Genomic DNA, 24,487 nt, shown 5'->3' with positions numbered 1-24,487 from the left:
TTGCTCAGTCGAAGTTCAGAATCACCTTCATCGCCTGCGACCGATCCGCTGCCAGTGCGAACGCCCGCGCTGAATCGCGATAGGACAGCGTGGCCGAGATCAGCGGCTTCACATCGACCAGGCCCTTGTTCAGCAACTCGACCGCCATCGCGAACTCTTCATGGAAGCGGAAGGCACCGCGCAGCTCGAACTCCTTGGCCACGATGGTGTTGATCGGCAACGTCATCTCCCCGCCCAGGCCGAGCTGCACGATGATGCCGCGCGGACGTACCGCATCGAAAGCACCGACCAGCGCACGCGCGTTGCCGCTGGCTTCGAACAGCACGTCGAAGCTGCCCTTGTCTTGTGTGAAGCGTGCAAGGCCATCGGGCTCTTCGGCGACGTTCACGACTTCATCGGCACCGACCTTCAGCGCCTTGCCCAGCGTGTGCGCGCCGACGTCGGTGGCCACGATATGGGCTGCGCCCGCGCGCCGCGCCGCAATGATCGCCAGCGCGCCGATCGGGCCGCAACCCGTGACCAGCACGCGCTTGCCGAGCAGCGATCCGGCACGGCGCACGGCATGCAGCGCCACCGACAGCGGCTCGGCCATCGAGCCTTCGCCGTCGCTGACCGAATCCGCGAGCTTGTGGGCCTGATGCGTCTCGACCACGATCTGCTGACGGAAGGCACCCTGTACGTGCGGCGTGCGCATGGCACTGCCGTAGTAGCGCATGTCCAGGCAATGGTTCTGCAAACCTTGCTGGCAGAACTTGCAGACACCGCACGGCCGGCTCGGGCTGATCGCCACACGCTCGCCGGCCGCGAACCCACGCACCTCGGCGCCGACCGCCTCGATCACGCCCGACACCTCGTGGCCCAGCACCATCGGCTCCTTGATCCTGATGGTGCCGAAGCCGCCGTGCTGGTAGTAGTGCAGGTCGGAGCCGCAGATGCCGCCACAGCGCACGCGCACCTGCAGCTGATCCGCGCCGAGCGGCGCGGTTTCATAGGTCTCGACGCGCAGATCACCAGGCGCATGAATGACGAGTGCTTCCATTTTTTGTATCTTCTTGGTTTTTAAAGTTGCGCGGTCACGCCGCCGTCGACATACAGGATGTGACCGTTGACGAAGTTCGATGCGGCACTCGACAAGAACACCGCCGCGCCCACCAGGTCTTCGACATCGCCCCAGCGCCGCGATGGCGTGCGGCCGATCAGCCACTTGGAGAAGTCCTCGTTCTTGACCAGCGCTTCGTTCAGCTCGGTCTTGAAATAGCCCGGCCCGAGCCCGTTCACTTGAATGCCATGCTGGCCCCAGTCGATCGCCATGCCCTTGGTCAGCATCTTCACCGCGCCCTTGCTGGCGGTGTAGGGCGCGATCCCCGGGCGGCCCAGCTCGCTCTGCACCGAGCAGACGTTGACGATCTTGCCGCGCTTGCGGCCGATCATGTGGCGCGCCACCGCCTGGCCGACGAGGAAGACGCTGTCGAGGTTGGTCTTCATCAACTCGTGCCAGTGCGCTTCTTCGAACTCGTCGAGCGGTGCGCGGCGCTGCATGCCGGCGTTGTTGATGAGGATGTCGATGGGCCCTACCTCGCGTTCGATGCGCTCGACCGCTTCCTTGACCGCTTCACCGGATGTGACGTCGAAGCTGGCCGTTACGATGTCGGCGCCTTCGCCGCGCAATGTGGCAGCAGCGGCTTCGAGCTTGTCGGCGTTGCGTGCGTTCAGCACGATGCGTGCGCCCGCGCCAGCCAGCCCGCGCGCCAGGGCGAAACCGATGCCGGCGCTCGAGCCGGTGATGAGTGCAGTGCGACCGGTGAGGTCGAAGCTTTTGAGGACGGAGTTCAAGACAGATCCTTCATTGCGCTGGCGTCAGCACCTCGGGGTTGACCGGCGTTGGCGGCTTGCCGGCACGAGGACCGGCGCCAAGCGCTGCGATCAGATTGTCGACCGTGAGCGATGCCATCGCACGGCGCGTCTGAATGGTCGCGCTGCCGATGTGCGGCGTGAGCACGACGTTGGCGAGCCCGAGCAGGGCCGGATGAATTCGCGGCTCACCTTCGAACACATCGAGGCCGGCGGCAGCGATGGTGCCCGCCTTCAGAGCAGCGGCCAGCGCCGCATCGTCGACGATGCCTCCGCGCGCGATGTTGGTCAGCGTGGCGGTCGGCTTCATCAGGCGAAGCTCCTCGGTACCGATCGCGTGGTGCGACGAGGCCGAGTAGGGCAGCACCAGCACCAGGTGGTCGGCTTCGCGCAGCAGCGTGGCCTTGTCTACATAGCGGGCGCCGATGGTCGCTTCGGTTTCGGTATCCAGCTGCGTGCGGTTGTGATAGGTCACCTGCATGCCGAAGCCCAGCGCACCACGCCGCGCGATGGCCCGGCCGATGCGGCCCATGCCCAGAATGCCCAGCGTCGCGCCGTGCACGTCGGCACCGGCGAACTGGTCGAAGATGCCGCCCTTGTTCCACTCTCCGGCACGCACGAAGCGCTCGGATTCGCCGAGGCGCCGGGCCGTGGCCATCATCAGCGCGAAGCCCAGGTCGGCAGTGGTTTCGGTCAGCACGTCGGGCGTGTTGGTCACCAGCACGCCACGCGCCGTGCAGGCCGCGACATCGACGTTGTTGTAGCCGACGCCGACATTGCAGACCGCCTTGACCGTCGGGCAGGCGTCGAGCAATGCCGCGTCGATGCGCTCGCTGCCATGGCTCATCACGCCCTGCTTTCCGTGCAGGCGTTGCTTCAGTTCGTCAGCGCTCCAGATCGTGTCCGTCGGGTTGTCTTCGACCTCGAAGTGATCGCGCAGGCGCTGGGCGATGTCGGGGAAGGTGGCTCGGGTGATGAGGACGGAGGTCATGGCTTGTCTTCTTTATGTTGGTTGTTGTGTGCGGAACGCGCGTAAGCGGCGAAATGGGCTCACGCAAAGATAACTTTTTTGAACTTAGGTGGGTGAAGCATCAGAGACGCTGCGTGGCGGAGTCCGCGAAGAACGCTTCGAAGCCGTCGAACGGCTCGAAGCGCCCGTCGCGCAACACCAGCCTCGACACACCGGGAAACGCGCGCTCGCGGTCCCCATGCGCTAGGTCGCCCGGATAACAAAAGACGCGCGCCGTATCGACCTCGATATGAACCGGATGAATGAGCCGCGGCGGCGTGGCACGCGCGGCGTCGAACGCTTCATGGGCGCTGGCGTAGCGCGACAGGTGGGCGAGGGTGATGATCTGCGGCGGTGCCAGTTCGATTTCGCGCTGCCAGTACATCTCCAGAGCTTGGCGCGCGCCGAGCCAGCGGCCGATCGTCGACTCGTGGTCTGCGACATCGGCGGTCTGACCCACAGGCATTCGAGCCACGAAAAAGCGCGTGTCGAAGCGACGGCGCGGCATGTTGGGTATGACCGGCGTGATCCAGCGCGACCAAGGTGCGATGAGGCTGCTCGACAGCGTCAGGCCAAGCGCGTCGAGCATCGATTCGAAAGGCACATCGCGCGGAAGCGGAGTCGAGTCCAAGGCCGAAGCAGGGGGTTGCCAGAGCCCATCGGAACCATCGGCCAGCAGTACGCCGGCCTCTTCGAAGAGTTCGCGCAGCGCCGCCACATGGATGGCCGCAGCGACTTGCGCCGAGAGCTCTGGCTCGCCGAGCGCCGCGTGCAGATCCCTTGCGTCGCGATCGAGCCGATGCACCGAGAGCGGGTCGGCCGCATCGAGCTTGCCGCCCGGAAAGACGTGCACGCCGCCCAGCACGCTGGCTTCCAAGGCACGGCGCATCAAGAAGGTTTCGAGGCCCTGCGCGCCGTCACGGAGCAGCACCACGGTGGCGGCGACTTCGAGACGGGCGGGGGCTGGGTGGGGGCCGGACTCGCTGCCAAAACTGTTCATCTGCTGGAGTTTGATGCGTCGCGGCCTGCCCAACTTCACCGGGGAGAAAAAAGGAACTCATGCTGCGGCCAAACAGTTGTCGCACCACTACAACACGCAAAGCGGTTTACGTACGTTCCGTAAAGGAAATGCAAAGATCTAACTGAGAGTCATTATCATTAACGCTGTTTCGCGGCGTGTGCCGCGAGCCAGCTCATCCAGCCAATCCCTCCAGCGCCCTAGCGGGCTGCTCGCCCGGGACCCGCCAGTCGAGTTCTCATTTGCCGCCTTTCCGGAGAACCCCTCATGGCCTACATCAAGAGCCGCAAGCACGCCGTCGCGCGCCCGTCACCCCAACTCACTGGCGTCGCTGCAGCTGCGCTGATGGCATTCGCCCTGCCTGCTGCTGCACAAACCGCAGGCAGCGCCACGTTGCAGGAAATTCGCGTGCGGGACTCCGTGGGCGCCAGCGACTACAAGGCCGACACGTCGGCCAACCCCAAGTTCACCGCGCCGTTGGTCGACACGCCACAGACCATCCAGGTGCTGAAGGAACAGATCCTGCGCGAGCAGGGCGCCACGACGCTGACCGAAGCGCTGCGCAACACGCCCGGTGCCGGTGCCTTCTACCTCGGTGAAAACGGCAGCACGAGCACGGGCGACGCCATCTACCTGCGCGGCTTCGACACTTCCAGCAGCATCTTCGTCGACGGTATCCGCGACATCGGCTCGGTCTCGCGCGACACCTTCAACATCGAGCAGATCGAAGTCGTCAAAGGCCCGGCCGGCAGCGACACCGGACGCACCGCGCCCACCGGCTACATCAACCTGATCACCAAGAAGCCCACGCTGAGCGACAGCTTCTTCGGCTCGGTCGGCTTCGGCAGCGACAGCTTCAAGCGCGGCACCATCGACTGGAACAAGGCCCTGAGCGGACCGGGTGGCGCAGGCGCCGCCTTCAGACTCAATGCGTTCACCGAAGACGCCGACGTGTCAGGCCGCGATGTCGTGAAGAACAAGCGCTCGGGCATCGCGCCGTCGCTGGCGCTTGGTCTCGGCACGGCGACGCGCCTGTACTTCGACCTGGTCCACATCCAGCAAAACAATGTGCCTGACGGCGGCGTGTCCACGATCGGCCTGCCTGGCTACTCGACGCCCGACGCGACCACCGTGCGCGGTCGCCGGACCTTCCTGAACTCTGCTCAGCCGGTCAATTCGAGCAACTTCTACGGCACCTCGTCGGACTTCGACCATGTGACCCAGAACATGTTCACGGCCCGCGTGGAGCACGACCTCACGCCCGACATCACCTTGCGCAACACCTTCCGCTACGGCAAGACCGAGCAGGACTACCAGCTGACGTCGTTCATGGCGACCACCGCCAACCTCGTCACGCCGAGCGCAACCAACCCGCTGGGCTGGACCGTAGCTCGCAGCAATCCGACGAACAAGAATCAGGAGAACACCATCCTGACCAACCAGACCAACGTGAGCGCCAAGTTCGCCACAGGCGGCGTCGGCCACACGCTGAACGCCGGCGTCGAGTTGATCCGCGAAGAGCAGGACTCGCTCGGCTACTACGGACAAAACGTGGCGGTGTTCGGCTACCCCGGCATCCGCAACAGCGGCGCCTGGCCTGCCGCCAGCCTGTACAACCCCAACCCTGACGTGCTCGGTTACCTGCGGCTGCAGAACGGCGCCAACACCGAAGGCAAGACCACCACCGTCGGCGCCTACGTCTTCGACACAGCCAAGCTGAGCGAACGCTGGAGCCTGACCGGCGGCCTGCGCTTGGACCACTACTCGACCGACTACGCAGCGAATGCGCTGAACGCCACCACCGGCGTGCTCACGCCGAGCGCGTTCTCGACCTCGGGCAAACTCTGGACCGGCAAGCTCGGCGTCGTCTACAAGCCGACCGACAACAGCAGCATCTACGCTGCCTACGGCACCGGCGCACAGCCACCGGGCGGCAACAACTTCGCACTGGCCGCCAGCGGGACCGGCAACAGCGCAAGCCGCACCGACTTCTTGCCGCAGAAAACCAAGACTTATGAGCTGGGCACCAAGTGGGACGTGCTCAACAAGAAGCTGGCATTGACGGCGGCCATCTACCGGACCGACGTGAGCAACGACGTGGTGCAAGACGCCGTCAGCGGCCTCTACTACCAGACCGGCAAGAAGCGAGTGCAGGGAATCGAGCTCGGCGCGGCCGGCGCGATCACCGACAACTGGGGCGTGAGCACCGGTTTCACCACGCAAGACACGAAGATCCTGAGCGGCCCCTCGGTGCTCGCAGACGGCGGCTCGGTGCTGGCGTACACGCCCAAGAATTCGTTCAGCGCATGGACGACCTACAAGCTTCCGTTCGGTCTGACGGTCGGCGCTGGTGCCCGCTTCAACGGCAAGCTTTCGCGCGGCACCGATGGCGCGCTGGGCACGCCTGCCTTTATCGACTCGTACTGGGTGTTCGATGCGATGGCGTCCTACCGCATCAACAAGAACATCGACCTGCAGTTCAACGTCTACAACCTGGCCGACAAGGACTATGTGGCGGCAATCAACAAGAGCGGTTACCGCTACACGCCGGGTGCACCACGCAGCTACCGCGTGACCGCGAACTTCGCTTTCTGAGCGACGTCAACCTGTCGCGCCGGCAGCGGTGCGACACTCGGGCCCCACCCTACGGTCGGGGCTTTTTTCTTGTGAGGCTGCTTCCAAATGATGCTGCATGTACCCGATGTGCTGACGCCTGATCAGGTGCGAGAACTTCGATCGGCACTCGACGAAGCGGACTGGGGAGATGGCCGGGAAACGGTGGGTGAGCAGGGCGCTCGGGTCAAGCGAAATCGCCAGCTGCCGGAGCAATCGGTGGTCGGTCGCGCGCTTGCGAAGACCGTGCTGATCGCGCTGTCGCGCAGCGCGCTGTTTCATTCGGCCGCACTGCCGCTTCGTTTCGTGCCACCGCTCTTCAATCGCTATGAGAGTGGCGAGCATTACGGCCTGCATGTCGATGGATCGGTCCGCTCGATTCCTGGCACGGGCGAGCAGTTGCGCACCGACCTGTCGTGCACGCTGTTCCTGAGCGATCCGAACGACTACGACGGTGGTGAGCTCGAAGTCGTCGACAACTACGGCACGCATGAAGTGAAGCTGCCGGCGGGCGACCTCGTGCTGTACCCGTCGAGCAGTCTGCATCAGGTGCATCCCGTGACACGAGGAGCACGCGTCTGTTCTTTTTTCTGGCTGCAGAGCATGGTGCGCGACAACCATCAACGCGAGATGCTTTTTGGTCTGGATCAGAGCATTCGATCGTTGCGGACGCGACTCGGCGAGTCGGCTGAAACGGTCGCGCTGACCGGTCACTATCACAACCTGTTGAGGCTTTGGGCTGAGGTCTAGCCACGTCGCTCGGCTTAAAGAAGCATGATTGACACATGAATCAATGAAAAGTAATGTATTGACTTCATCGATGTCTGCTTTCTCGAACTCCGAACATGAAAATTGCAATTCTTGGTGGAGGGCATGGCGCCTACGCCGCCGCAGCGGACCTTTCTGAAGCGGGCCATGAAGTGCGGCTGTGGCGTCGCGACGCAGCCGCGCTCCATCCGGTTTTTCGTGCCGGCGCGATCACGCTGAAGGATGCGGCCGGCGTGCGTGAGGTGCCGCTGGCGCTCGCGACCGCCGACATTGCCGCAGCCCTCGAAGGCGCCAGGCTCGTCGTCATTCCTACGCCTGCCATCGCGCAGTACGACATCGCACTTGCCATGGCGCCGCATCTTGTCGATGGGCAAGTCGTCTTCCTTCCGCCGGGCACCTTCGGCAGCTACGTGATGGCTAGGCTGGTGAAGCAGTCGGGCAATCTGGCCGATGTCGCCTGGGCCGAGACCGGCACCTTGCCTTACCTCGCGCGCAAGCACGGCGAGCGTGAAGTCAATGTCACCGTCCGCGCCATACGCCTGCCGACCGGCGTCTATCCGGCGCGCAAGTCAGCTGAGACCATCGCCGTGATCCGCGAAGCATTCCCCTCCGTGCGTGCTTGCGGCGATGCGCTCTCCGGCGCGCTAATGAACGCCGGCCCCGTCATCCACCCGCCGCTGATGGTGATGAACGCCGCGCCGCTGCAGCACTTCGAGCGCTGGGACATTCACAACGAAGGCACCCAGCCCGCCGTGCGCGCCGTGACCGACCAACTGGATCGCGAACGCATCGCAGTGCGCGAGGCCTTCGGCCAAGGTGCGCCGCACTATCCGCTGGCCGACCATTACGAAAACGATCGATGGATGTATGGCGATGCGCACAAGCAGCTGGTGAAGTCCGGCGACTGGCGCGAGAACATCGACTTGCACACGCATCGGTACATCACCGAAGACACTGAACTCGGGCTCGCCTTCCTGGCCTCTGCCGCACGCTATGCCGGCGTGGACGCGCCGATCGCGCACGGCTTGCTGGCCATCGTCGGCGGCTTTCTCGGCCGCGATTTGCGTCAGGGGCCACGCACGTTCGAGAGCCTGGGACTGGCGGCGTTGAGCAAGGCCGAACTCGCGCAGAGGCTCCACCATGGCGAATGAGTCACTTGTCCCGTCGACACCGCTGCCTCGCTTCGCCGCAGTCGGTGCCGGCCGCATGGGGCGCGGCATCGCGATCGCGTTCGCCTATGCAGGGCACCGGATCTCCCTGATCGATCTGCGCCAGCGCAGCGACGAAGCCTGGCGGCACCTCCGCGATGAAGCGAGTGCGGAGATAGCGGGCGCTCTCGCAGGACTCGCGCAACTCGGCGTCATCGATGCAGCGCAAATCCAGTCGATCGCCGCCCGTGTGCACTATGTGAACGCAGCCGCCGCACCGCGGGCACTGGCGGCGGCCGAGCTGGTCTTCGAAGGCGTGCCCGAAACCATGGCGGCCAAGCGAGAGGCCTTCGAGCAGCTCAATCGTCATTGCCGCGACGACGCGATCCTGACCTCGACGACCAGCAGCATCCTGGTGACGCAGCTCGCCGCGTTGGTGCGACTGCCCGAGCGTTTCCTCAACATGCACTGGCTCAATCCGGCTTACGTGATCCCGGTCGTCGAACTCAGTTGCCATCCGGGCACCGACGCTGGCGTGCTGGCGCGCACCAAGGCGCTGATGGAAGAGATCGGCAAGCTGCCCGTCGTGTGCGGCGCATCGCCGGGCTACATCGTGCCGCGGTTGCAGGCGCTGGTGATGAACGAGGCAGCCCGCATGATCGAGGAGGGCGCCGCCACCGCCGAAGAGATCGACAAGGCGACGCGCTATGGCCTGGGCCTGCGCTTCGCCGCGATCGGCGTGGTCGAGTTCATCGACTTCGGCGGCTGCGACATCCTGCATCACGCGAGCCGCGAGATGTCGGCATCGCTGAGCAAGGAGCGCTACACCGCGCCGGCCATCGTCGATCGCATGGTCGAGGAAGGGCGGCTCGGCCTGAAGACCGGCAGCGGCTTCTACGACTATCAGGGCCGCGATGTCGCCGCCTACCGGCGCGACGTGCTGGCTCGCACGCTCGGCGAGTTGCGGCACGCCGGACTCTGGCGCGCGGCGGCCGAAGAGACGCGCTCATGAAGGCCGTTCGCATCCACGGCTTCGACGCGGTGCCGGTGCTGGAAGACGTTGCCGATCCGGTGCCACGGCCCGGCCGCAGCATCGTGCGCATGCAGGCGGCAACTGTTGGCCACATCGACCGCACCGTGTGGCGGGGCAGCTTTCTGCGGCATCCGCCGTTTCCGTACACGCCGGGCGTGGAGGCCGCTGGCATCGTCGTCGCGAGCGAGCGTTACGCGGCCGGGCAGCGTGTGTGGTTGCGCGGCAGCGGCCTGGGCACGCTGTTCGACGGCACTTGGTGCGAGCAGATCGACGCCCCCGACGAAGCGCTCGGCCTGTTGCCCGATGCGATACCGATGGCGCTCGGCTCGGCTTTCTTTTCGCCGACCACCTCGGCATGGGTCGCGCTGCACGAAGTCGCGAAGCTGCAGCCTGGGGAACAAGTACTGGTCACCGGCGCGAGCGGCGCGGTGGGCTCGCTCGCCATGCAACTGGCACGCGATGCCGGCTGCGACGCAACGGCGGTCGACCCGCTTGCCGCTGCGCCTCCGCCCGCTAGCGCGGACCTGCTGGTCGACACCGTCGGCGGGGATGTGCTGTCGTCGGTCTTGCCCTGCGTGCGCCCCGGTGGCCGAGCGGTGCTGATCGGCTACACCGCGGGCCCGACGCTGGCGCTCGACATCGCGCACTTCCTGCAGCGCGATGTGGCGCTGTTGCCGCTCAACATGTTCCGGCGCGAAGCGGCTGGGCGTGCCATGGTGCCGGAGCTGTTGGCACGCCTGGCCGATGGCCGTCTGCAGCTCGAAGTGCAGCCCTTCGCATTGGCCGATGCAGCATTGGCGCTCGACTGGATTGCCCAGCGCGGCCATCGTGGCCGCGCGGTGCTGGTTGCCTAGCAGTCCCTGGCCTCGGTCGTTAGTCTTCTTCGGTCGGCTCGACCGGCACATGCACGTGCTGGTCGATCATCTGCCGCAAGGTGTGCTTCAGTTCTTCGGCACGCCGCAGGCCGAAGGGTTTGAGCACGCGACGCTCGTGATCGCGTGCCAGTTCCATCAGGTGCTCGACCGCCTTCAGGCCCTTCTTCGTGATGCGCACCAGGGTGATGCGGCGATCACTTTCATGGGGCAGCCGCTCGACCTGTCCGCGCGATTCCATCCGGTCCAGCAGACGCGTCACCGTCGGCTGCTTGGTCACGGTCACTTGCGCGAGCTGACCGATGCTGATCGGCTCGCTGCCCGCCAGCGACGCCATCACCCGCCACTCCGAAATTGAGAAACCTTGCTGCCGCGCTACTTCGTGGAACTCCGACGAAATGATCTGGCTGGCCTGCGCGAGCAATGCCGGCAAATAGTCGTCGACGAAGCGATGCGGTCCGGTGGTGTGATCGACCGCCTTAGCCATGAAAGCGACCCACAGTCACCTCAGGCACGCTGCTTGCGTGCACAGGGTTATTCATGATTGTGGATACATTCATTTGTCAACATTATAGAAAGTGTGATGCGGCAACTGAAGCGCATCCTCCCACGACCGACAAGAAGAAGGACACACGATGGCAGAGCGTTCGTTCGTCGAAGAAGTCAAGAAGCTGAGGCTTTCCGGCGGAGACGTGTTCCGCGGTGAAGGCATTCTGGCCGTCACCAAGGCGTTGCTCGAATCGGGGGTTTCCTATGTGGCCGGCTACCAGGGCGCGCCCATCTCGCACCTGATGGATGTGCTGGCCGACGCACAGGACATCCTTGCCGAGCACGGCATCCGCTTCGAGAACAGCGCCAGCGAGGCCACGGCCGCCGCCACGCTGGCTGCATCGGTCAACTACCCGCTGCGCGGCGCGGTCACTTTCAAGGCCACCGTGGGCACCAACGTGGCCTCCGATGCGCTGGCCAACCTCGCATCCGGTGGCGTCACCGGCGGCGCGTTGATCATCGTGGGCGAGGACTACGGCGAAGGCTCGTCGATCATGCAGGAGCGCAGCCACGCCTTCGCGATGAAGTCGCAGATATGGCTGCTCGATCCGCGACCCAACCTGCCGAGCATCGTCGACGCGGTGAAGCAGGGCTTCGACCTTTCCGAGGCCAGCAATACGCCGGTGATGCTGCAACTGCGCATCCGCGCCTGCCACGTGCACGGCCACTTCATCGCGGGCGACAACAAGCGCGCCAAGTTCACGCTGAAAGACGCGCTGGAGAATCCGCAGCGCGACGTCAGCCGCATCGTATTGCCGCCCGCGAGCTTCCTGCACGAGCAGGAGAAGATCAAGGAACGCTGGCCCGCCGCGGTTCGCTTCATCGAAGAGCGCGAGCTCAACGAGTTCTTCTCGGAAGACGCCGACGACATCGGCATCATCGTGCAGGGCGGCAGCTACAACACGCTGCTTCGCGCGCTCGAAAGGCTCGGCCTGGCCGACGTCTATGGCAACACGCAGGTGCCGCTCTACGTGATGAACGTGGCTTACCCCGTCATCGAGAGCGAGGTCATCCGATTTTGCGAAGGCAAGCGCGCGGTGCTGATCGTGGAGGAGGGCCAGCCCAACTTCGTCGAGCAGAACCTCGCGATCATCCTGCGCCAGGCCGGCTCGACCACCGCGCTGCACGGCAAGGACATGCTGCCGGTGGCGGGCGAATACACGTCTTCCGAATTGCTGAAAGGCGCGCGCAGTTTTTGCGAGCGCTACGAACGGCTCGCGCCGCTGCCGGCACCGGTTCAGTCACGCAAGATCATCCCGTTGATGGAAGTCGCGCAGATCGGCGTCGACAGCGCGCCTGGGCCCGCGCTGCCATCCAGCGCGCTGGCATCCGGCGCGCTGGGCGACGTCGTCCACGCGCGACCACCAGGCTTTTGCACCGGCTGCCCCGAGCGGCCGATCTTCAGTGCGATGAAGCTGGTCGAGCGCGAACTCGGTGCGCACCACGTGAGCGCCGACATCGGCTGTCATCTGTTCTCCATCCTGCCGCCTTTCAACATCGGCAACACCACGATGGGCTATGGCCTCGGCGGTGCGGGCGCGTCGGCGCTCAATGCGCCGGCTGGCAAACGTGCGATCTCGATGATGGGCGACGGCGGCTTCTGGCACAACGGCCTGACCAGCGGCATCGCCAATGCGGTCTTTAACAAAAGCGACAACCTCACCGTCATCGTCGACAACAACTACACCTCGGCCACCGGCGGACAAGACATCCTCTCGTCGCATGCGGTCAACAAGACACGCAGCACCGGCCATGCGATCGAGCGCGCCGTGCGCGGCGTTGGGGTCGAGTGGGTCAAGACGTTGCGGCGCACCTACGACGTCGCCGGCATGCGCGATGCACTCAAAGATGCGCTCACCACCACGACGAAAGGCCCGAAGGTCTTGATCGCGCAATCGGAGTGCATGCTCAACAAGCAGCGCCGCGAAAAGCCGCTGGTGCGCAAGGCGATCGCCGACGGCAAGCGCATGGTGCGCGACAAGTTCGGCGTCGACTCCGACACCTGCACCGGCGACCACTCGTGCATCCGCCTGTCGGGCTGCCCGTCGCTGTCGATCAAGCCGAATCCCGATCCGCTGCGCACCGATCCGGTCGCGACCGTGCTCGACACCTGCGTGGGCTGCGGCGTGTGCGGCGAGGTCTCGCATGCCGCCGTGCTGTGCCCATCGTTCTACAAAGCGCAAGTGATCAGCAACCCGAACCGCTGGGACCGCATCCGCGAACGCGTGCGCGCTGGTGCGATCGGCTGGCTGCAACGTGGTGAAGCCAGGCGCCGTGAAGCGTATGCGTTCTAGACGATGACCCAACCTATCAAAATTGCCATCCTTGCGATGGGCGGGGAGGGCGGCGGCGTGCTGGCCGACTGGATCGTCGACATGGGCGAGGCCAACGGCTACGTCGCGCAGACCACCTCGGTGCCGGGCGTGGCGCAGCGCACGGGCGCCACCATCTATTACGTCGAGCTCTACCCGACCGCGCAAGCCGAAGCGGATGGCGGCCGGCCTGTGCTGGCGTTGATGCCGCTGCCGGGCGATGTCGATGTGGTGCTGGCGTCGGAGCTGATGGAAGCCGGGCGCGCGGTGCAGCGCGGCCTTGTCACCAAGGACCGCACCACGCTCATCGCATCGACGCACCGCGTGTATTCGATTGCGGAAAAGAGCGCGCTAGGTGATGGCCGGGTCGACAGCGCGCAATTGCTCGCGCACACGGCAAAGGCCGCCAGGCGCTTTATCCGCTTCGACATGGAACGAGCGGCTGAAGCTTCAGGCAGCGTCATCAGTGCCGTGCTCTTCGGTGCGCTGTCGGGGTCGGGCGTGTTGCCCTTCAGTCGCGCGCAGTTCGAATCGACCATCGAGCGCGGCGGCGTGGGCGTGAAGCCCAGCCTCAAGGCTTTCGGTGCTGCGTTCGCCCGTGCGCAAGCGGGCGACGATGGCGAAGCGCCTGTTGAGGCAGTGGTTCTCACGCCGCTTCCGCAGCCGCGCCATCCGGCTGTGCGCGCGCTCGTCGAACGCGTGCAGCGAGACTTTCCTGCCGCGGCGCACGACCTGCTGCTCGAAGGCGTGCGCCGTCTGATCGACTATCAGGACCTGGATTACGCGAGTCTCTATCTCGACCGTATGGCATCCGTCGCTGCGCTGCCGGCGAGCGACGGTCACCGTCTGCTGCGCGAAACCGCGCGCCATCTGGCGCTGTGGATGTCTTACGAAGACACAGCCCGCGTCGCTGCGTTGAAGACCCGTGCGACGCGCTTCGACAGGGTGCGTGGCGAGGTGCGCGTGCAAGTGGACCAGGTAATGACGATCAACGAATACATGCATCCGCGCCTGCAGGAAATCTGCGAGACGCTGCCCGGCAGCATCGGCCGCTGGCTCATGAAATCCACGACGCCGAAGAAGCTCGTGGAGCGCTTCACGCAACACGGCCGCGTGATCCAGACCAGCTCGCTGCACGGCTACCTGATGCTGCGCATCGTGGCGAGCATGAAGCGCTGGCGGCGCTCGACCATGCGCTACGCCGAAGAAAACCGCCGCATCGAAGAGTGGCTGCAACGCATTGCGACCACCGCACAGCGCAACCCTGAACTGGCAGTCGAAATCGCCCAGTGCCAGCGACTGGTCAAGGGCTATAGCGACACGCATGAACGCGGCATCCGCAACTACGACACCTTGATGCGCTCGGTCGAGCGCGCCGGTGCGATGCTGGCGCCGGCGACATTGCGCGAGCTGCGCGATGCGGCGCTCGCCGACGAACACGGGCACAAGCTGCAGGCTGCGCTGATACAGCATGCGCTAGGCTGAAGAGACACCACATGACTACTTCGGCAGTACCCACCGCCACGCTCGAGCTTCGCGTTGCCGAGGCGCGCGAACTCAATCCGCTGATCCGGCTGCTGCGTTTGCGGCGCGACGACGGCAGGGCATTGCCCGGCTTCGCTGCCGGCGCACACATCCGCGTGCAGGTGTCGTTGCCCGACGGCAAGACCGACTGGCGCCACTATTCGTTGATCAACTTCGCGACCGAGCGCAACGCCACCGTGGCACCGGCGGAGTACGTGATCGCCGTACGCAAGGAGGCCGATGGCCGCGGCGGCTCGCGCTTCATGCACGAGCGATTGAAACAGGGCGACACGCTCGCCATCGAAGCACCGAAGAACGACTTTCCGCTGCACACCGGCCCGGGAGGATCGGTGCTGGTGGCCGGCGGCATCGGCGTGACGCCACTGGCGACCATGGCCGCGCGCCGCCGTGCCGAGGGCGCAGAAGTTCGAATGCATTACGCCGGCCGCAGCCGCGACCACATGGCCTTCCTGCCTGAGCTGCAAGCGCTTTTGGGCGACGACCTGCAGGTGCATGCCGACGCCGAAGCCGGTACGCCGCTGGACATCGAGGCGCTGTTGAACGACGTACCGACCGGCGATCGTCTCTACGTCTGCGGCCCCAAGGTGATGCTCGACGCCGTGCTCGTCCATACGCAGGCGCGCGGCTGGGAACACGATCGCGTGCATTTCGAGCTCTTCACCGAAACCGCGATGGAGGAGGGCGATCAACCCTTCGAAGTGGAACTCGCGCAATCAGGCCAGCGCTTCACCGTGGCGGCCGACCAGACACTGCTCGACTGCCTGATCGACAACGGCTGCGACCCGATGTTCGACTGCAAGCGCGGCGAATGCGGCGTGTGTGTGGTGCAGGTGATCGAAGGCGAAATCGACCATCGCGACTACGTTCTGACCGCCCGCGAGAAGGCGCAGGGAGATGTCATGCAGATGTGCATCTCGCGCGCCAAAGGTGCGCGGCTCGTGATCGACCTTTGAAGGAGCGACGAGACTCATGACCTCTTACCGCGACAACCCCGACGCCGTGCGCGCGCTGGTGCGCAACGACCAGGTGCATCGCGACCTCTACACCAGCCAGGAGTTGTTCGAACTGGAGCAGGAGCACTTCTTCGCCAACACCTGGAACTACGTGGGCCACGAGAGCCAGTTGCCCAAGTCGGGCGACTGGATCACCAACGAAATCGCCGGCCGGCCGTTGATCGTCGTGCGCCACACCGACGGGGCCGTGCGCGCCATGATGAACCGCTGCGCCCACAAAGGCTCGCGACTGGTGAGCGCGTCGTGCGGCAACACCGGCAAGTTCTTTCGCTGCCCGTACCACGCCTGGACCTTCAAGACAGACGGCGCCTTGCTCGCCATCCCGCTGAAGGCCGGTTATGAAAATACGGCCCTGCACGAGTGCGAATCGGCCAAGGGCCTCACCACGCTGAAGCAGGTGCGCACCCACCGCGGCTTCATCTTCGTGAAGATCAACGATGCCGGGCCGGACTTCGACGAATACTTCGGCGACTCGCTGAGTTCCATCGACAACATGGCCGACCGCTCGCCCGAAGGTGAGCTGGAAATAGCGGGCGGGTGCCTGCGCTTCATGCACCAGTGCAACTGGAAGATGTTCGTCGAGAACCTCAACGACACGATGCATCCGATGGTCGCGCACGAGTCTTCGGCCGGCACCGCCAAGCGCATGTGGGCCGACCAGCCTGCCGATGCGCCCAAGCCCATGGCCGTCGAGCAATTCGTGCCCTTCATGTCGGACTACAAGTTCTTCGACGACATGGGTATTCGCACCTACGACAACGGCCACAGCTTCACCGGCGTGCACTTCAGCATCCACAGCAAGTACGCGGCGATTCCCGAGTACGACGACGCGATGAAGGCGCGTTTTGGGGCAGAAAAGACGGCGCAGATCCTTGGCATGGCACGGCACAACACCGTGTATTACCCGAACCTCACGATCAAGGGCGCGATCCAGTCGATCCGGGTGATCAAGCCGATCGCGGCCGACAAGACGCTGGTGGAAAGCTGGACCTTTCGCCTCAAAGGCGCGCCGCCCGAACTGCTGCAGCGCACGACGATGTACAACCGCCTCATCAACTCGCCGTTCTCCGTCGTGGGGCACGACGACTTGCAGGCGTATCGCGGCATGCAGGCCGGTTTGCAAGCCAGCGGCAACGAGTGGGTGAGCCTGCATCGCGACTACGACGCGTCGGAGTTGAAGGGCGGCGAGATCACGACGGGTGGCACGAGTGAATTACCGATGCGCAACCAGTACAGAAGCTGGGTAGAACGTATGACGGAGACCATGTAATGGCCAACGAGACTCAAATCACTCGCCAGGACCTGATCGACTTCGTCGTGAACGAAGCGCATCTGCTCGACACGCGTCGCTACGAAGAGTGGAACGCGCTCTTCACCGACGACGCCTTCTACTGGGTGCCGCTGGTGCCCGATCAGGAAGACGGCATCAACCACACCTCGCACATGTACGAGGACAAGCTGTTGCGCGACCTGAGGATCGAGCGCCTCAAGAGCCCGCGCGCGTTCTCGCAACAGCCGCGCAGCCGCTGCCACCACTTGCTCCAAGTGCCAGTGATCGAGCAATTCGACGCAGATGCGGGCCGCTTTGTGATGCGCACCGAGTTCCATTACACCGAGTCGCAGGGCGATGAGCTTCAGTTCTACGTGGGCACCTTCTTCCATCATCTGACCGTGCACGAAGGCGCCTTGCGCATTACGCTTAAGCGCGTCAACCTGCTCAACTGCGACGCGGCATTGCCGGCGGTGCAACTCTTCATATGAGCACGGTTCACGATGTCTTTTCGGCGACGGCGGCACGCACGCCCGGTGCGGAGTTCCTGTTCACCGAGTCGGTCACAGCCGCGGCGTATGGCATCGCGGCGGGAGCGATCCGCTGGAGCGACGCCGCCGCTGAAGTCGCGCGCATGCGTACGGCGTATGCCGCAGCCGGCTACGGCCACGGTCATCGCATCGGCTTGCTGCTGGAGAACCGACCCGCCTTCCTGTTCCATTGGTTCGCGCTCAATGCCTTGGGTGCGAGCGTGGTGCCCATCAACGCCGACATGCGCTCGGCCGAGCTGAGCTACCTGATCGGCCACAGCGAGATCGGGCTCGCCGTGACGCTGCCCGAACGTGCCGCCGACCTGCAGGCCGCCGCCGCACTGGCCGACGTGGCCTTCGAGACGATGGGCCCCGACGACGCGATGCCCGCCGCCAAAACCGTCGCACCGCGTGCTGCCGAGCCGATCGGCGCCGACACCGAATGCGCGCTGCTCTACACCTCGGGCACCACCGGTCGCCCCAAGGGCTGCATCCTGAGCAACGCCTACTTCGTCAACGCGGGCGAGTGGTACGCCGCGCTGGACGGCGTCTGCAGCGTGCGCCGCGACACCGAACGCGTGATGACGCCGCTACCGCTGACGCACATGAACGCGATGGCCTGCTCCACGATGGTGGTGCTGGTCGCAGGCGGCTGCCTGGTGCAACTCGACCGCTTCCATCCAAAAAGCTGGCTGCAAAGCGCATGCGAAAGCGGTGCGACCATCGTCCACTACCTCGGCGTGATGCCCGCGATGCTGCTGTCGGCGCCGCCATCGCCCGCCGACCGTGACCACGCGATCCGTTGGGGTTTTGGCGCCGGTGTCGACCGCAAGAACCACGCACCGTTCGAAGTGCGCTTCGGCTTCACGCTGGTCGAGGCATGGGCCATGACCGAGACCGGCGTCGCCGCCTGCATCATGGCCAACCACGAGCCTCGACTCGTCGGCGAAAGCTGCTTCGGCCGACAAGAGTCGTTCGTCGAAATCAAGCTCATGGACGACCAGGGCAACGACGCCGCAGTCGGCACACCGGGCGAACTGCTGGTGCGCTCAACCGGCACCGATCCACGCCGCGCTTTTTTCTCCGGCTACCTCAAAGACGAGAAAGCCACCAACGAAGCCTGGGCCGGCGGCTGGTTCCACACCGGCGACCTGGTTCGGCGCGATGCAGAAGGCAACTTCTTCTTCGTCGATCGCAAGAAGAACGTGATCCGTCGCAGCGGCGAGAACATCTCGGCCGTCGAGGTCGAAAGCGTGCTCAACCAGCACCCCGCCGTCAAATCCTCCGCCGTCGCAGCGACTCCCGACGCCGTGCGCGGAGACGAAGTGCTCGCCTGCATCGTGTTGCGAGAAGACGCCGACCAGTCTGCCAAACAACAGATTGCCGCGAGCATCGTCGACCATGCCTTGGCCCAACTCGCGTACTACAAGGCACCGGGCTATATCGCCTTCATCGACGCCTTGCCACTCACGCCGTCACAGAAGATTCAGCGCGGCGAGCTGCGTGCGCTGGCTCTGAGCTTGCCATCGCAGCCGAACTGCATCGATACGCGGTCCATGAAGAAGCGGCAGGGCTGAATGCACCCGCGCCCCGAGTCGGACCCACTGACATGACAACCGTAAAACGCCGCCAGTCCTATGCAGGCGTAGCCGTGGCCGTCCCGGTGACCGTCCCCTACGAGCGCTACTCCACCCGCACGGCCCACTGGTTCCTCGGCCGCGCAGTCGATGCACTGGTCCAGTCCAGCGGCATCAAGAAAGAACAGATCGACGGCTTCTGCGTCAGCAGCTTTTCATTGGCACCCGACACCGCCGTCGGCCTCACCCAGCACCTCGGCCTCTCGCCCCGTTGGCTCGACCACGTACCCACAGGCGGCGCATCCGGCGTGATGTGCCTGCGCCGCGCCGCGCGCGCCGTGCAGTCGGGCGATGCCGATATCGTGGCCTGCGTGGCCGGGGACACCAACCATGTCGACTCCTTTCGCCAGACCCTCGGCGCCTTCAGCAACTTCTCGCGCGACGCGACCTATCCGTATGGCGCGGGCGGCCCCAACTCGGTGTTCGCCTTCATCACCGCCAACTACATGCGCACCTTCGGCGCCACCCGCGAAGACTTTGGCCGTATCGCGGTCGACCAGCGGACCAACGCGCTGAAGAACCCGCATGCGATGTTCAAGAAGCCGCTCACGCTCGAGGCTTACATGGCGGCGCGCCCGATCTCCGACCCGATCCATCTGTTCGACTGCGTCATGCCCTGTGCCGGCGGCGAAGCATTCCTCGTCATGGGCGAGGAGCGGGCACGCGACCTCGGCCTGCCGCACGCGCTGGTGCACGGCGCCATCGAGCGTCACAACGCGTATGCAGACGATCCGATCATGGTGCGCGGCGGCTGGCGCATGGACCGCGACGATCTCTATGCGCAGGCCGCGGTGAAACCATCGGACATCGACTTCGTGCAGACCTACGACGACTACCCGGTGATCGTGATGATGCAGTTCGAGGACCTCGGTTTTTGCGACAAGGGCGAGGGCCCGGCCTTCACGCGCGCGAACACGATGACGCACGACGGCAGCTTTCCCAACAACACCAGCGGCGGGCAACTGTCGGCTGGCCAGGCCGGCGCGGCGGGCGGCTTTCTCGGCATGACTGAGGCGATTCGTCAGCTCACCGGCGACGCGGGCGACCGTGCCGTGTCCGATGCGCAGTTGGGCCTGGTGGCGGGCTTCGGCATGGTCACTTACGACCGCTGCCTGTGCACCGGCGCCGTGATCCTCGGCCGTGGTCTTGGCCGCGGGGAAGGGCGCTCATGACGATGCCCTTCATCCATCCGCCGCGCAAGAACCCGGTGCTGCGCACCCGGCAGATGAACCTGCCGCCGTGGGCACGCGGCCGCGTCGCGCTCGGCATCACTGCCGCAGCCGCGGAGGGCCGGTTCGAACTGCAGGTCTGCGACGACTGCGGCACGGTGCAATACCCGCCGCGCGAGGTCTGCCACAAGTGCCTGTCTGTCAGCCTGCGCTGGCGCGAACAAAGCGGCGAGGGCGCCCTGCTCGCGACGACCACGCTGCATCACAGCAACGACCTGTACTTTCGCGAGCGCCTGCCGTGGCGACTGGGCCTGGTGCATCTCGATGCCGGCCCGACGCTCATGGTGCATCTGCACGGCGAAGTGGACGAAGTCGACAAAGCTCCCACCCGCGTGCGCGTCGGCGCCCGGCTCGACCGCGCGGGGCAGGCCGTGCTCATTGGTTTTCCGAACGAAGGAAGTGCTTATATGGCCGACGACAAGATGCTGCGTGAAATGACCAGCGACCCCAAGTTCCGCAAGGTTCTGGTGACCGACGGCAAGACCGAAGTGGGGCAGGCGCTGGTGCGCGCGCTGGTCAAGGCCGGTGCCGACATCGTCTGGGTCGGTCATGCCGAACCGTGGAAGAAGCTGGGCGGACTGGACGACATCTCGGCGCTGCCGCAAGTCACGCTGGTGCCGCTCGACCTGACCAACGGCCGGGCCGTGACCGAGCTGGCCGGCGAGATCGGTGGCAAGGTCGACATCGTGATCAACAACGCCGAGGTACACCGCACCTTCGGCATCGGGGCACGCCGTGGCACCGACGCGGCCAAGGCGGAGATGGACATCAACTACTTCGGCCTGCTGCGGCTGGCGCAGGAGTTCGGCCCGGTGCTCAAGGGGCGCGCGGCCGATGGGCAGACCGGTGCGACCGCGTGGGTCAACCTGCTGTCGGTCTATGCGCTCAGCAACTTTCCGCCGCACGGCACCTTCAGCGCTTCGAAGGCGGCGGCCCTGTCGCTGTCGCAGTGCCTGCGCGCCGAGTTGAGGCCGGCCGGCATTCGCGTGATCAACGTGTTCCCCGGCCCGATCGACGACGACTGGAACCAGCAGATGCCCGCGCCCAAGCTGGCCCCCGACACGCTGGCCAACGCCATCGTGAAGGCACTGCGCGACGGCGTGGAAGACATCTATCCCGGCGACGTGGCGCAGGAGTGGCTCGAACGCTGGCGCGACAACCCCAAGATTCTCGAGCGCGAGCTGGCCGCGGGCGGCAGCTGAGCGAAGAAGCAGAAGCATGAGCAAAGACAACATGACGATAAACACCCCATCGCTCTCCGCCGCCGAAATACTGGGTGGCCTGGTGAGCGCGATGAGCACCGGCCGCATCCGCGTGATCGACCTCACGCAGACGCTCACACCCGAGTTTCCGCAGATCGCGCTGCCGCCCGAAATGGGCCAGTGCTGGCCCTTTCGCATTGAGGAAGTGTCCAAGTACGACGAGCGCGGCCCGGCCTGGTACTGGAACAACTTTTCTTGCGGCGAGCACACCGGCACGCACTTCGATGCACCGATCCACTGGATCTCCGGGCGCGACCTGCCCAACAACTCGGTCGACACGATTCCGGTGCAGAACTTCGTCGCACCCGCCTGCGTGATCGACTGCTCGACCGACGTGCAGTCGAACGACGACTACCTGTTGAGCGTCGCCGACATCGAGCGCTACGAAGCCGCACACGGCCGCATTCCGAAGGGCGCGTGGGTGCTGATGCGCACCGATTGGTCCAAGCGCGCCGACCCCGAGGCTTATCAAAACTTCGACGAAACCGGCCAGCACACGCCCGGCCCGAGTACCGAGGCCGTCCGCTTCCTCGTAGAGCAGCGCGACGTGCTGGGCTTCGGCTCCGAAGCCATCGGCACCGATGCCGGGCAGGGCTACCACCTGCGTCCACCGTACCCGTGCCACTACTACATGCACGGTGCGGGTCGCTACGGGTTGCAATGCCTTTGCAACCTCGACCTGTTGCCGCCGGCCGGCGCGGTGCTGATCTGTCCGCCGCTCAAGATCGAGAAGGGCAGCGGCAGTCCGTTGCGCGTACTCGCCTTGATTGGGGTTGGCTCGTGAGCGCAGCGCCGCGCAAGGTCGCCGCAGTCACCGGCGGCAGCGCCGGCATCGGCCAGGCCATCTGCGAAGACTTGCTGGCCAAAGGCTACGAGGTCGTGTCGCTGTCGCGCCGCAAGGCGAGCATCGACCATCCGCGCATGCACAGCATCGAGGTCGACTTGGGCGACAGGGCTGCAACCGGCGAGGCCGCGGCCGAATTGGTGCGCCGCTTCGAGGTCGATACGGTGGTTCACAACGCCGGTGTGATTCGCCCTGCGTTGCTCGCCGACGTCAAGCTGGCCGATCTCGATGCGCTGACCGAATTGCACCTCGGCTGTGCGATTCAGCTGCTGCAGGCCGCATTGCCACGCATGCGCGCACAGCACTTCGGTCGCGTCGTCTTGATGTCGTCGCGCGCCGCGGTCGGCCTCGCCACGCGCACGGCCTATTCAGCCACCAAGGCCGGCATGCTGGGCATGGCGCGCACCTGGGCGCTGGAACTCGCGGCCGACGGCATCACGGTGAACGTGGTGGCGCCAGGACCGATTCGCACCGACATGTTCTACGACTTGGTGGAAGAGGGCAGCGACAAGGAGCGTGCATTGGCCGCTTCGGTGCCGGTCAAGCGGCTGGGCGAATCGGCCGACGTGGCACGCGCGGTGGGCTTCTTCGTCGACCCTGCCAATGGATTCGTCACCGGCCAGGTGCTGTACGTTTGCGGCGGCACCAGTGTCGGCAGCCTCGCCTTGTGATGTCTACAGACACATTTACCGTGCCTTCGACTTCGACTTCGACTTCGACTTCGAGCACCGCACGTTGCGCCGTTTCTTGCTCTGTTCAGTTTCTTCTCAACCTGGAGTTCTTTTCCATGCCCAGCAAACCTCTCAAGTCACACAAGTCCCTGACGGCGCTCGCCATCTTCGCGGCCATCGCAACGTTCGCGGCGCCCGTGCTGGCGCAGGTGAAGATCGGCGTCGTGACATCGTCGACCGGACCGACCGCCCTGGTCGGTATTTCGCAAAAGAACACGGTCCCGCTGCTGCCGACCAAGATCGGTGACCTGACCGTCGAGTACATCTCGCGCGACGACGCCAGCGACTCCACCAACTCGGTGACCGAGATCAAGAAGCTGATCAGCGAGTCGAACATCGACGCGCTCATCGGCCCGAGCGGCTCGCCCAACGCGATGGGCGTGATTCAGTTCATCGCCGATGCCGGTGTGCCCATGCTGGCGCCGGTCGGTACAGCGGCGGTGGTGCTGCCGATGACCGAGCCGAAGAAGTGGGTCTTCAAGACCACGCAGAACGACGACATCATCGCCAAGGCGCTGATCGGCCAGATGGTCAAGATGAAGGTCAAGACGCTCGGCGTCATCGCGCTCAACGATCCGTACGGCGAGAACTGGGTCAAGGTGGTGGGCGAGCTTGCCGCCAAGAACGACATCAAGATCGTCGCGACCGAACGCTTCCTGCGCACCGACACGTCCGTCACCGCGCAGAGCCTGAAGGTGCTTGCCGCTGCCCCGGATGCGGTGCTGATCGCCGCCGCCGGTGGCCCGACCGTGCTGCCGCAGACCACGCTGTTCGACCAGGGCTACAAGGGCCAGATCTTCCAGACGCACGGCGCTGCGCTGCCCGACTTCTTGCGCCTCGGCGGCAAGAAGGTCGAAGGCACCATCCTGGCCGCCAGCCTGATGCTGGTGCTGCCCGAGATCGCCGACAGCAACCCGTCCAAGAAGATGGCCATCGACTACATCGCGGCTTACGAAAAGCTCAACGGCAGCAAGCCCGCCACCTTTGGTGCCAACGTGTACGACGCCGGCCTGCTGCTGCAAAAGGCGATACCCATCGCGGCGCAGAAAGCCAAGCCCGGCACCAAGGAGTTCCGTGCCGCACTGCGCGACGCGCTGGAGCAGACCAAGGAGCTGGTCGCGACGCAGGGCGTCTACACGATGACGGCGGCCGATCACAGCGGCTTCGACGATCGCGGCCGTGAGCTGATCACTGTCAGGGATGGCAACTGGAAGCTGCTGAAGTAAGCAGCACAGGCGAAGAAAGAGCGAAGC

At 65.1% G+C, this 24,487-nt stretch carries 21 protein-coding genes; 16 read left to right on the top strand and 5 right to left on the bottom strand.

Annotated elements, in window-relative coordinates:
- Positions 1-4 precede the first annotated feature (4 nt).
- From H7F36_RS17280 to H7F36_RS17265, 4 genes are all read right to left on the bottom strand, one after another.
- Positions 5-1,039: an L-idonate 5-dehydrogenase gene (locus H7F36_RS17280; RefSeq protein WP_187051965.1), complete on the bottom strand. Its 1,035-nt coding sequence runs from the start codon at positions 1,037-1,039 to the stop codon at positions 5-7.
- A gap of 20 nt (positions 1,040-1,059) precedes the next feature.
- Positions 1,060-1,833: a glucose 1-dehydrogenase gene (locus H7F36_RS17275; RefSeq protein ID WP_187051964.1), complete on the bottom strand. Its 774-nt coding sequence runs from the start codon at positions 1,831-1,833 to the stop codon at positions 1,060-1,062.
- 10 nt (positions 1,834-1,843) lie between these two features.
- Positions 1,844-2,842 (bottom strand): 2-hydroxyacid dehydrogenase, encoded by a 999-nt coding sequence (locus H7F36_RS17270; protein WP_187051963.1) that lies wholly within the window; start codon positions 2,840-2,842, stop codon positions 1,844-1,846.
- A 100-nt stretch (positions 2,843-2,942) separates the two neighbouring features.
- Positions 2,943-3,860, bottom strand: a complete 918-nt coding sequence (locus H7F36_RS17265; protein WP_187051962.1) for an NUDIX hydrolase — start codon at positions 3,858-3,860, stop codon at positions 2,943-2,945.
- A gap of 285 nt (positions 3,861-4,145) precedes the next feature.
- Here H7F36_RS17265 and H7F36_RS17260 point away from each other — a divergent pair, with 285 nt between their 5' ends.
- The 5 genes from H7F36_RS17260 to H7F36_RS17240 all read left to right on the top strand — a co-directional run bounded on the left by H7F36_RS17260 (position 4,146) and on the right by H7F36_RS17240 (position 10,294).
- Positions 4,146-6,473 carry a catecholate siderophore receptor Fiu gene (locus H7F36_RS17260; RefSeq protein ID WP_187051961.1) on the top strand — a complete coding sequence of 776 codons (2,328 nt, stop codon included), beginning with the start codon at positions 4,146-4,148 and terminating at the stop codon, positions 6,471-6,473.
- Between the two features lie 87 nt (positions 6,474-6,560).
- Entirely contained in the window at positions 6,561-7,241 is a 681-nt protein-coding gene (locus H7F36_RS17255) for a Fe2+-dependent dioxygenase (protein WP_187051960.1), read from the top strand.
- Between the two features lie 95 nt (positions 7,242-7,336).
- Positions 7,337-8,410, top strand: coding sequence for an NAD/NADP octopine/nopaline dehydrogenase family protein (locus H7F36_RS17250; RefSeq protein WP_187051959.1), 1,074 nt, complete (start codon positions 7,337-7,339; stop codon positions 8,408-8,410).
- Positions 8,400-9,419, top strand: a complete 1,020-nt coding sequence (locus tag H7F36_RS17245) for a 3-hydroxybutyryl-CoA dehydrogenase (protein WP_187051958.1) — start codon at positions 8,400-8,402, stop codon at positions 9,417-9,419. The genes H7F36_RS17250 and H7F36_RS17245 overlap by 11 nt, the downstream gene beginning before the upstream one ends.
- Complete coding sequence (locus H7F36_RS17240) at positions 9,416-10,294, top strand: zinc-binding alcohol dehydrogenase family protein (protein WP_187051957.1); 879 nt, start codon at positions 9,416-9,418, stop codon at positions 10,292-10,294. Before H7F36_RS17245 ends, H7F36_RS17240 begins: the two co-directional genes overlap by 4 nt.
- Positions 10,295-10,313: 19 nt before the next feature.
- On the opposite strand, the gene H7F36_RS17235 is transcribed toward H7F36_RS17240, so the two are convergent.
- Positions 10,314-10,799, bottom strand: coding sequence for a MarR family winged helix-turn-helix transcriptional regulator (locus tag H7F36_RS17235; RefSeq protein WP_187051956.1), 486 nt, complete (start codon positions 10,797-10,799; stop codon positions 10,314-10,316).
- A gap of 148 nt (positions 10,800-10,947) precedes the next feature.
- Between H7F36_RS17235 and H7F36_RS17230 the strand changes: the two genes are divergently transcribed.
- From H7F36_RS17230 to H7F36_RS17180, 11 genes are all read left to right on the top strand, one after another.
- Entirely contained in the window at positions 10,948-13,155 is a 2,208-nt protein-coding gene (locus H7F36_RS17230) for an indolepyruvate ferredoxin oxidoreductase subunit alpha (RefSeq protein WP_187051955.1), read from the top strand.
- Between the two features lie 3 nt (positions 13,156-13,158).
- A complete protein-coding gene (locus H7F36_RS17225; RefSeq protein WP_187051954.1) occupies positions 13,159-14,658 on the top strand; it encodes an indolepyruvate oxidoreductase subunit beta family protein in 1,500 nt (499 codons plus the stop codon).
- Between the two features lie 11 nt (positions 14,659-14,669).
- On the top strand, positions 14,670-15,671 hold the full coding sequence (locus tag H7F36_RS17220) for a PDR/VanB family oxidoreductase (RefSeq protein ID WP_187051953.1): 1,002 nt from the start codon (positions 14,670-14,672) through the stop codon (positions 15,669-15,671).
- 16 nt (positions 15,672-15,687) lie between these two features.
- Positions 15,688-17,001: an aromatic ring-hydroxylating dioxygenase subunit alpha gene (locus tag H7F36_RS17215; RefSeq protein ID WP_187051952.1), complete on the top strand. Its 1,314-nt coding sequence runs from the start codon at positions 15,688-15,690 to the stop codon at positions 16,999-17,001.
- Positions 17,001-17,492: an aromatic-ring-hydroxylating dioxygenase subunit beta gene (locus tag H7F36_RS17210; protein ID WP_187051951.1), complete on the top strand. Its 492-nt coding sequence runs from the start codon at positions 17,001-17,003 to the stop codon at positions 17,490-17,492. Before H7F36_RS17215 ends, H7F36_RS17210 begins: the two co-directional genes overlap by 1 nt.
- The gene (locus H7F36_RS17205; protein ID WP_187051950.1) at positions 17,489-19,108 is read left to right on the top strand and encodes an AMP-binding protein; all 1,620 of its coding nucleotides are present in this window, start codon (positions 17,489-17,491) and stop codon (positions 19,106-19,108) included. Before H7F36_RS17210 ends, H7F36_RS17205 begins: the two co-directional genes overlap by 4 nt.
- Positions 19,109-19,140: 32 nt before the next feature.
- Positions 19,141-20,340 carry a thiolase family protein gene (locus H7F36_RS17200; RefSeq protein WP_187051949.1) on the top strand — a complete coding sequence of 400 codons (1,200 nt, stop codon included), beginning with the start codon at positions 19,141-19,143 and terminating at the stop codon, positions 20,338-20,340.
- Complete coding sequence (locus H7F36_RS17195) at positions 20,337-21,599, top strand: SDR family NAD(P)-dependent oxidoreductase (RefSeq protein ID WP_187051948.1); 1,263 nt, start codon at positions 20,337-20,339, stop codon at positions 21,597-21,599. Before H7F36_RS17200 ends, H7F36_RS17195 begins: the two co-directional genes overlap by 4 nt.
- Positions 21,600-21,615: 16 nt before the next feature.
- Complete coding sequence (locus tag H7F36_RS17190; protein WP_410003041.1) at positions 21,616-22,443, top strand: cyclase family protein; 828 nt, start codon at positions 21,616-21,618, stop codon at positions 22,441-22,443.
- Entirely contained in the window at positions 22,440-23,174 is a 735-nt protein-coding gene (locus H7F36_RS17185) for an SDR family NAD(P)-dependent oxidoreductase (RefSeq protein WP_187055157.1), read from the top strand. The genes H7F36_RS17190 and H7F36_RS17185 overlap by 4 nt, the downstream gene beginning before the upstream one ends.
- Positions 23,175-23,290: 116 nt before the next feature.
- A complete protein-coding gene (locus H7F36_RS17180) occupies positions 23,291-24,460 on the top strand; it encodes an ABC transporter substrate-binding protein (RefSeq protein WP_187051947.1) in 1,170 nt (389 codons plus the stop codon).
- Positions 24,461-24,487: the final 27 nt, after the last annotated feature.

It is taken from the genome of Variovorax sp. PAMC28562 (genome assembly GCF_014303735.1).
Lineage (GTDB): Bacteria > Pseudomonadota > Gammaproteobacteria > Burkholderiales > Burkholderiaceae_C > Variovorax.
The sequence above is the reverse complement of the archived record's forward strand: the minus strand, read 5'-3'. Positions and strand labels throughout refer to the sequence as shown.

Bases quoted from the DNA above. Each gene is read 5' to 3' on its own strand.
- H7F36_RS17215 (WP_187051952.1), top strand. From the start codon at position 15,688: ATGACCTCTTACCGCGACAACCCCGACGCCGTGCGCGCGCTGGTGCGC.
- H7F36_RS17200 (WP_187051949.1), top strand. From the start codon at position 19,141: ATGACAACCGTAAAACGCCGCCAGTCCTATGCAGGCGTAGCCGTGGCC.
- H7F36_RS17205 (WP_187051950.1), top strand. From the start codon at position 17,489: ATGAGCACGGTTCACGATGTCTTTTCGGCGACGGCGGCACGCACGCCC.
- H7F36_RS17280 (WP_187051965.1), bottom strand. From the start codon at position 1,039: ATGGAAGCACTCGTCATTCATGCGCCTGGTGATCTGCGCGTCGAGACC.
- H7F36_RS17250 (WP_187051959.1), top strand. From the start codon at position 7,337: ATGAAAATTGCAATTCTTGGTGGAGGGCATGGCGCCTACGCCGCCGCA.
- H7F36_RS17225 (WP_187051954.1), top strand. From the start codon at position 13,159: ATGACCCAACCTATCAAAATTGCCATCCTTGCGATGGGCGGGGAGGGC.
- H7F36_RS17270 (WP_187051963.1), bottom strand. From the start codon at position 2,842: ATGACCTCCGTCCTCATCACCCGAGCCACCTTCCCCGACATCGCCCAG.
- H7F36_RS17245 (WP_187051958.1), top strand. From the start codon at position 8,400: ATGGCGAATGAGTCACTTGTCCCGTCGACACCGCTGCCTCGCTTCGCC.
- H7F36_RS17230 (WP_187051955.1), top strand. From the start codon at position 10,948: ATGGCAGAGCGTTCGTTCGTCGAAGAAGTCAAGAAGCTGAGGCTTTCC.
- H7F36_RS17180 (WP_187051947.1), top strand. From the start codon at position 23,291: ATGCCCAGCAAACCTCTCAAGTCACACAAGTCCCTGACGGCGCTCGCC.
- H7F36_RS17235 (WP_187051956.1), bottom strand. From the start codon at position 10,799: ATGGCTAAGGCGGTCGATCACACCACCGGACCGCATCGCTTCGTCGAC.
- H7F36_RS17240 (WP_187051957.1), top strand. From the start codon at position 9,416: ATGAAGGCCGTTCGCATCCACGGCTTCGACGCGGTGCCGGTGCTGGAA.
- H7F36_RS17210 (WP_187051951.1), top strand. From the start codon at position 17,001: ATGGCCAACGAGACTCAAATCACTCGCCAGGACCTGATCGACTTCGTC.
- H7F36_RS17195 (WP_187051948.1), top strand. From the start codon at position 20,337: ATGACGATGCCCTTCATCCATCCGCCGCGCAAGAACCCGGTGCTGCGC.
- H7F36_RS17265 (WP_187051962.1), bottom strand. From the start codon at position 3,860: ATGAACAGTTTTGGCAGCGAGTCCGGCCCCCACCCAGCCCCCGCCCGT.
- H7F36_RS17260 (WP_187051961.1), top strand. From the start codon at position 4,146: ATGGCCTACATCAAGAGCCGCAAGCACGCCGTCGCGCGCCCGTCACCC.
- H7F36_RS17220 (WP_187051953.1), top strand. From the start codon at position 14,670: ATGACTACTTCGGCAGTACCCACCGCCACGCTCGAGCTTCGCGTTGCC.
- H7F36_RS17255 (WP_187051960.1), top strand. From the start codon at position 6,561: ATGATGCTGCATGTACCCGATGTGCTGACGCCTGATCAGGTGCGAGAA.
- H7F36_RS17190 (WP_410003041.1), top strand. From the start codon at position 21,616: ATGAGCAAAGACAACATGACGATAAACACCCCATCGCTCTCCGCCGCC.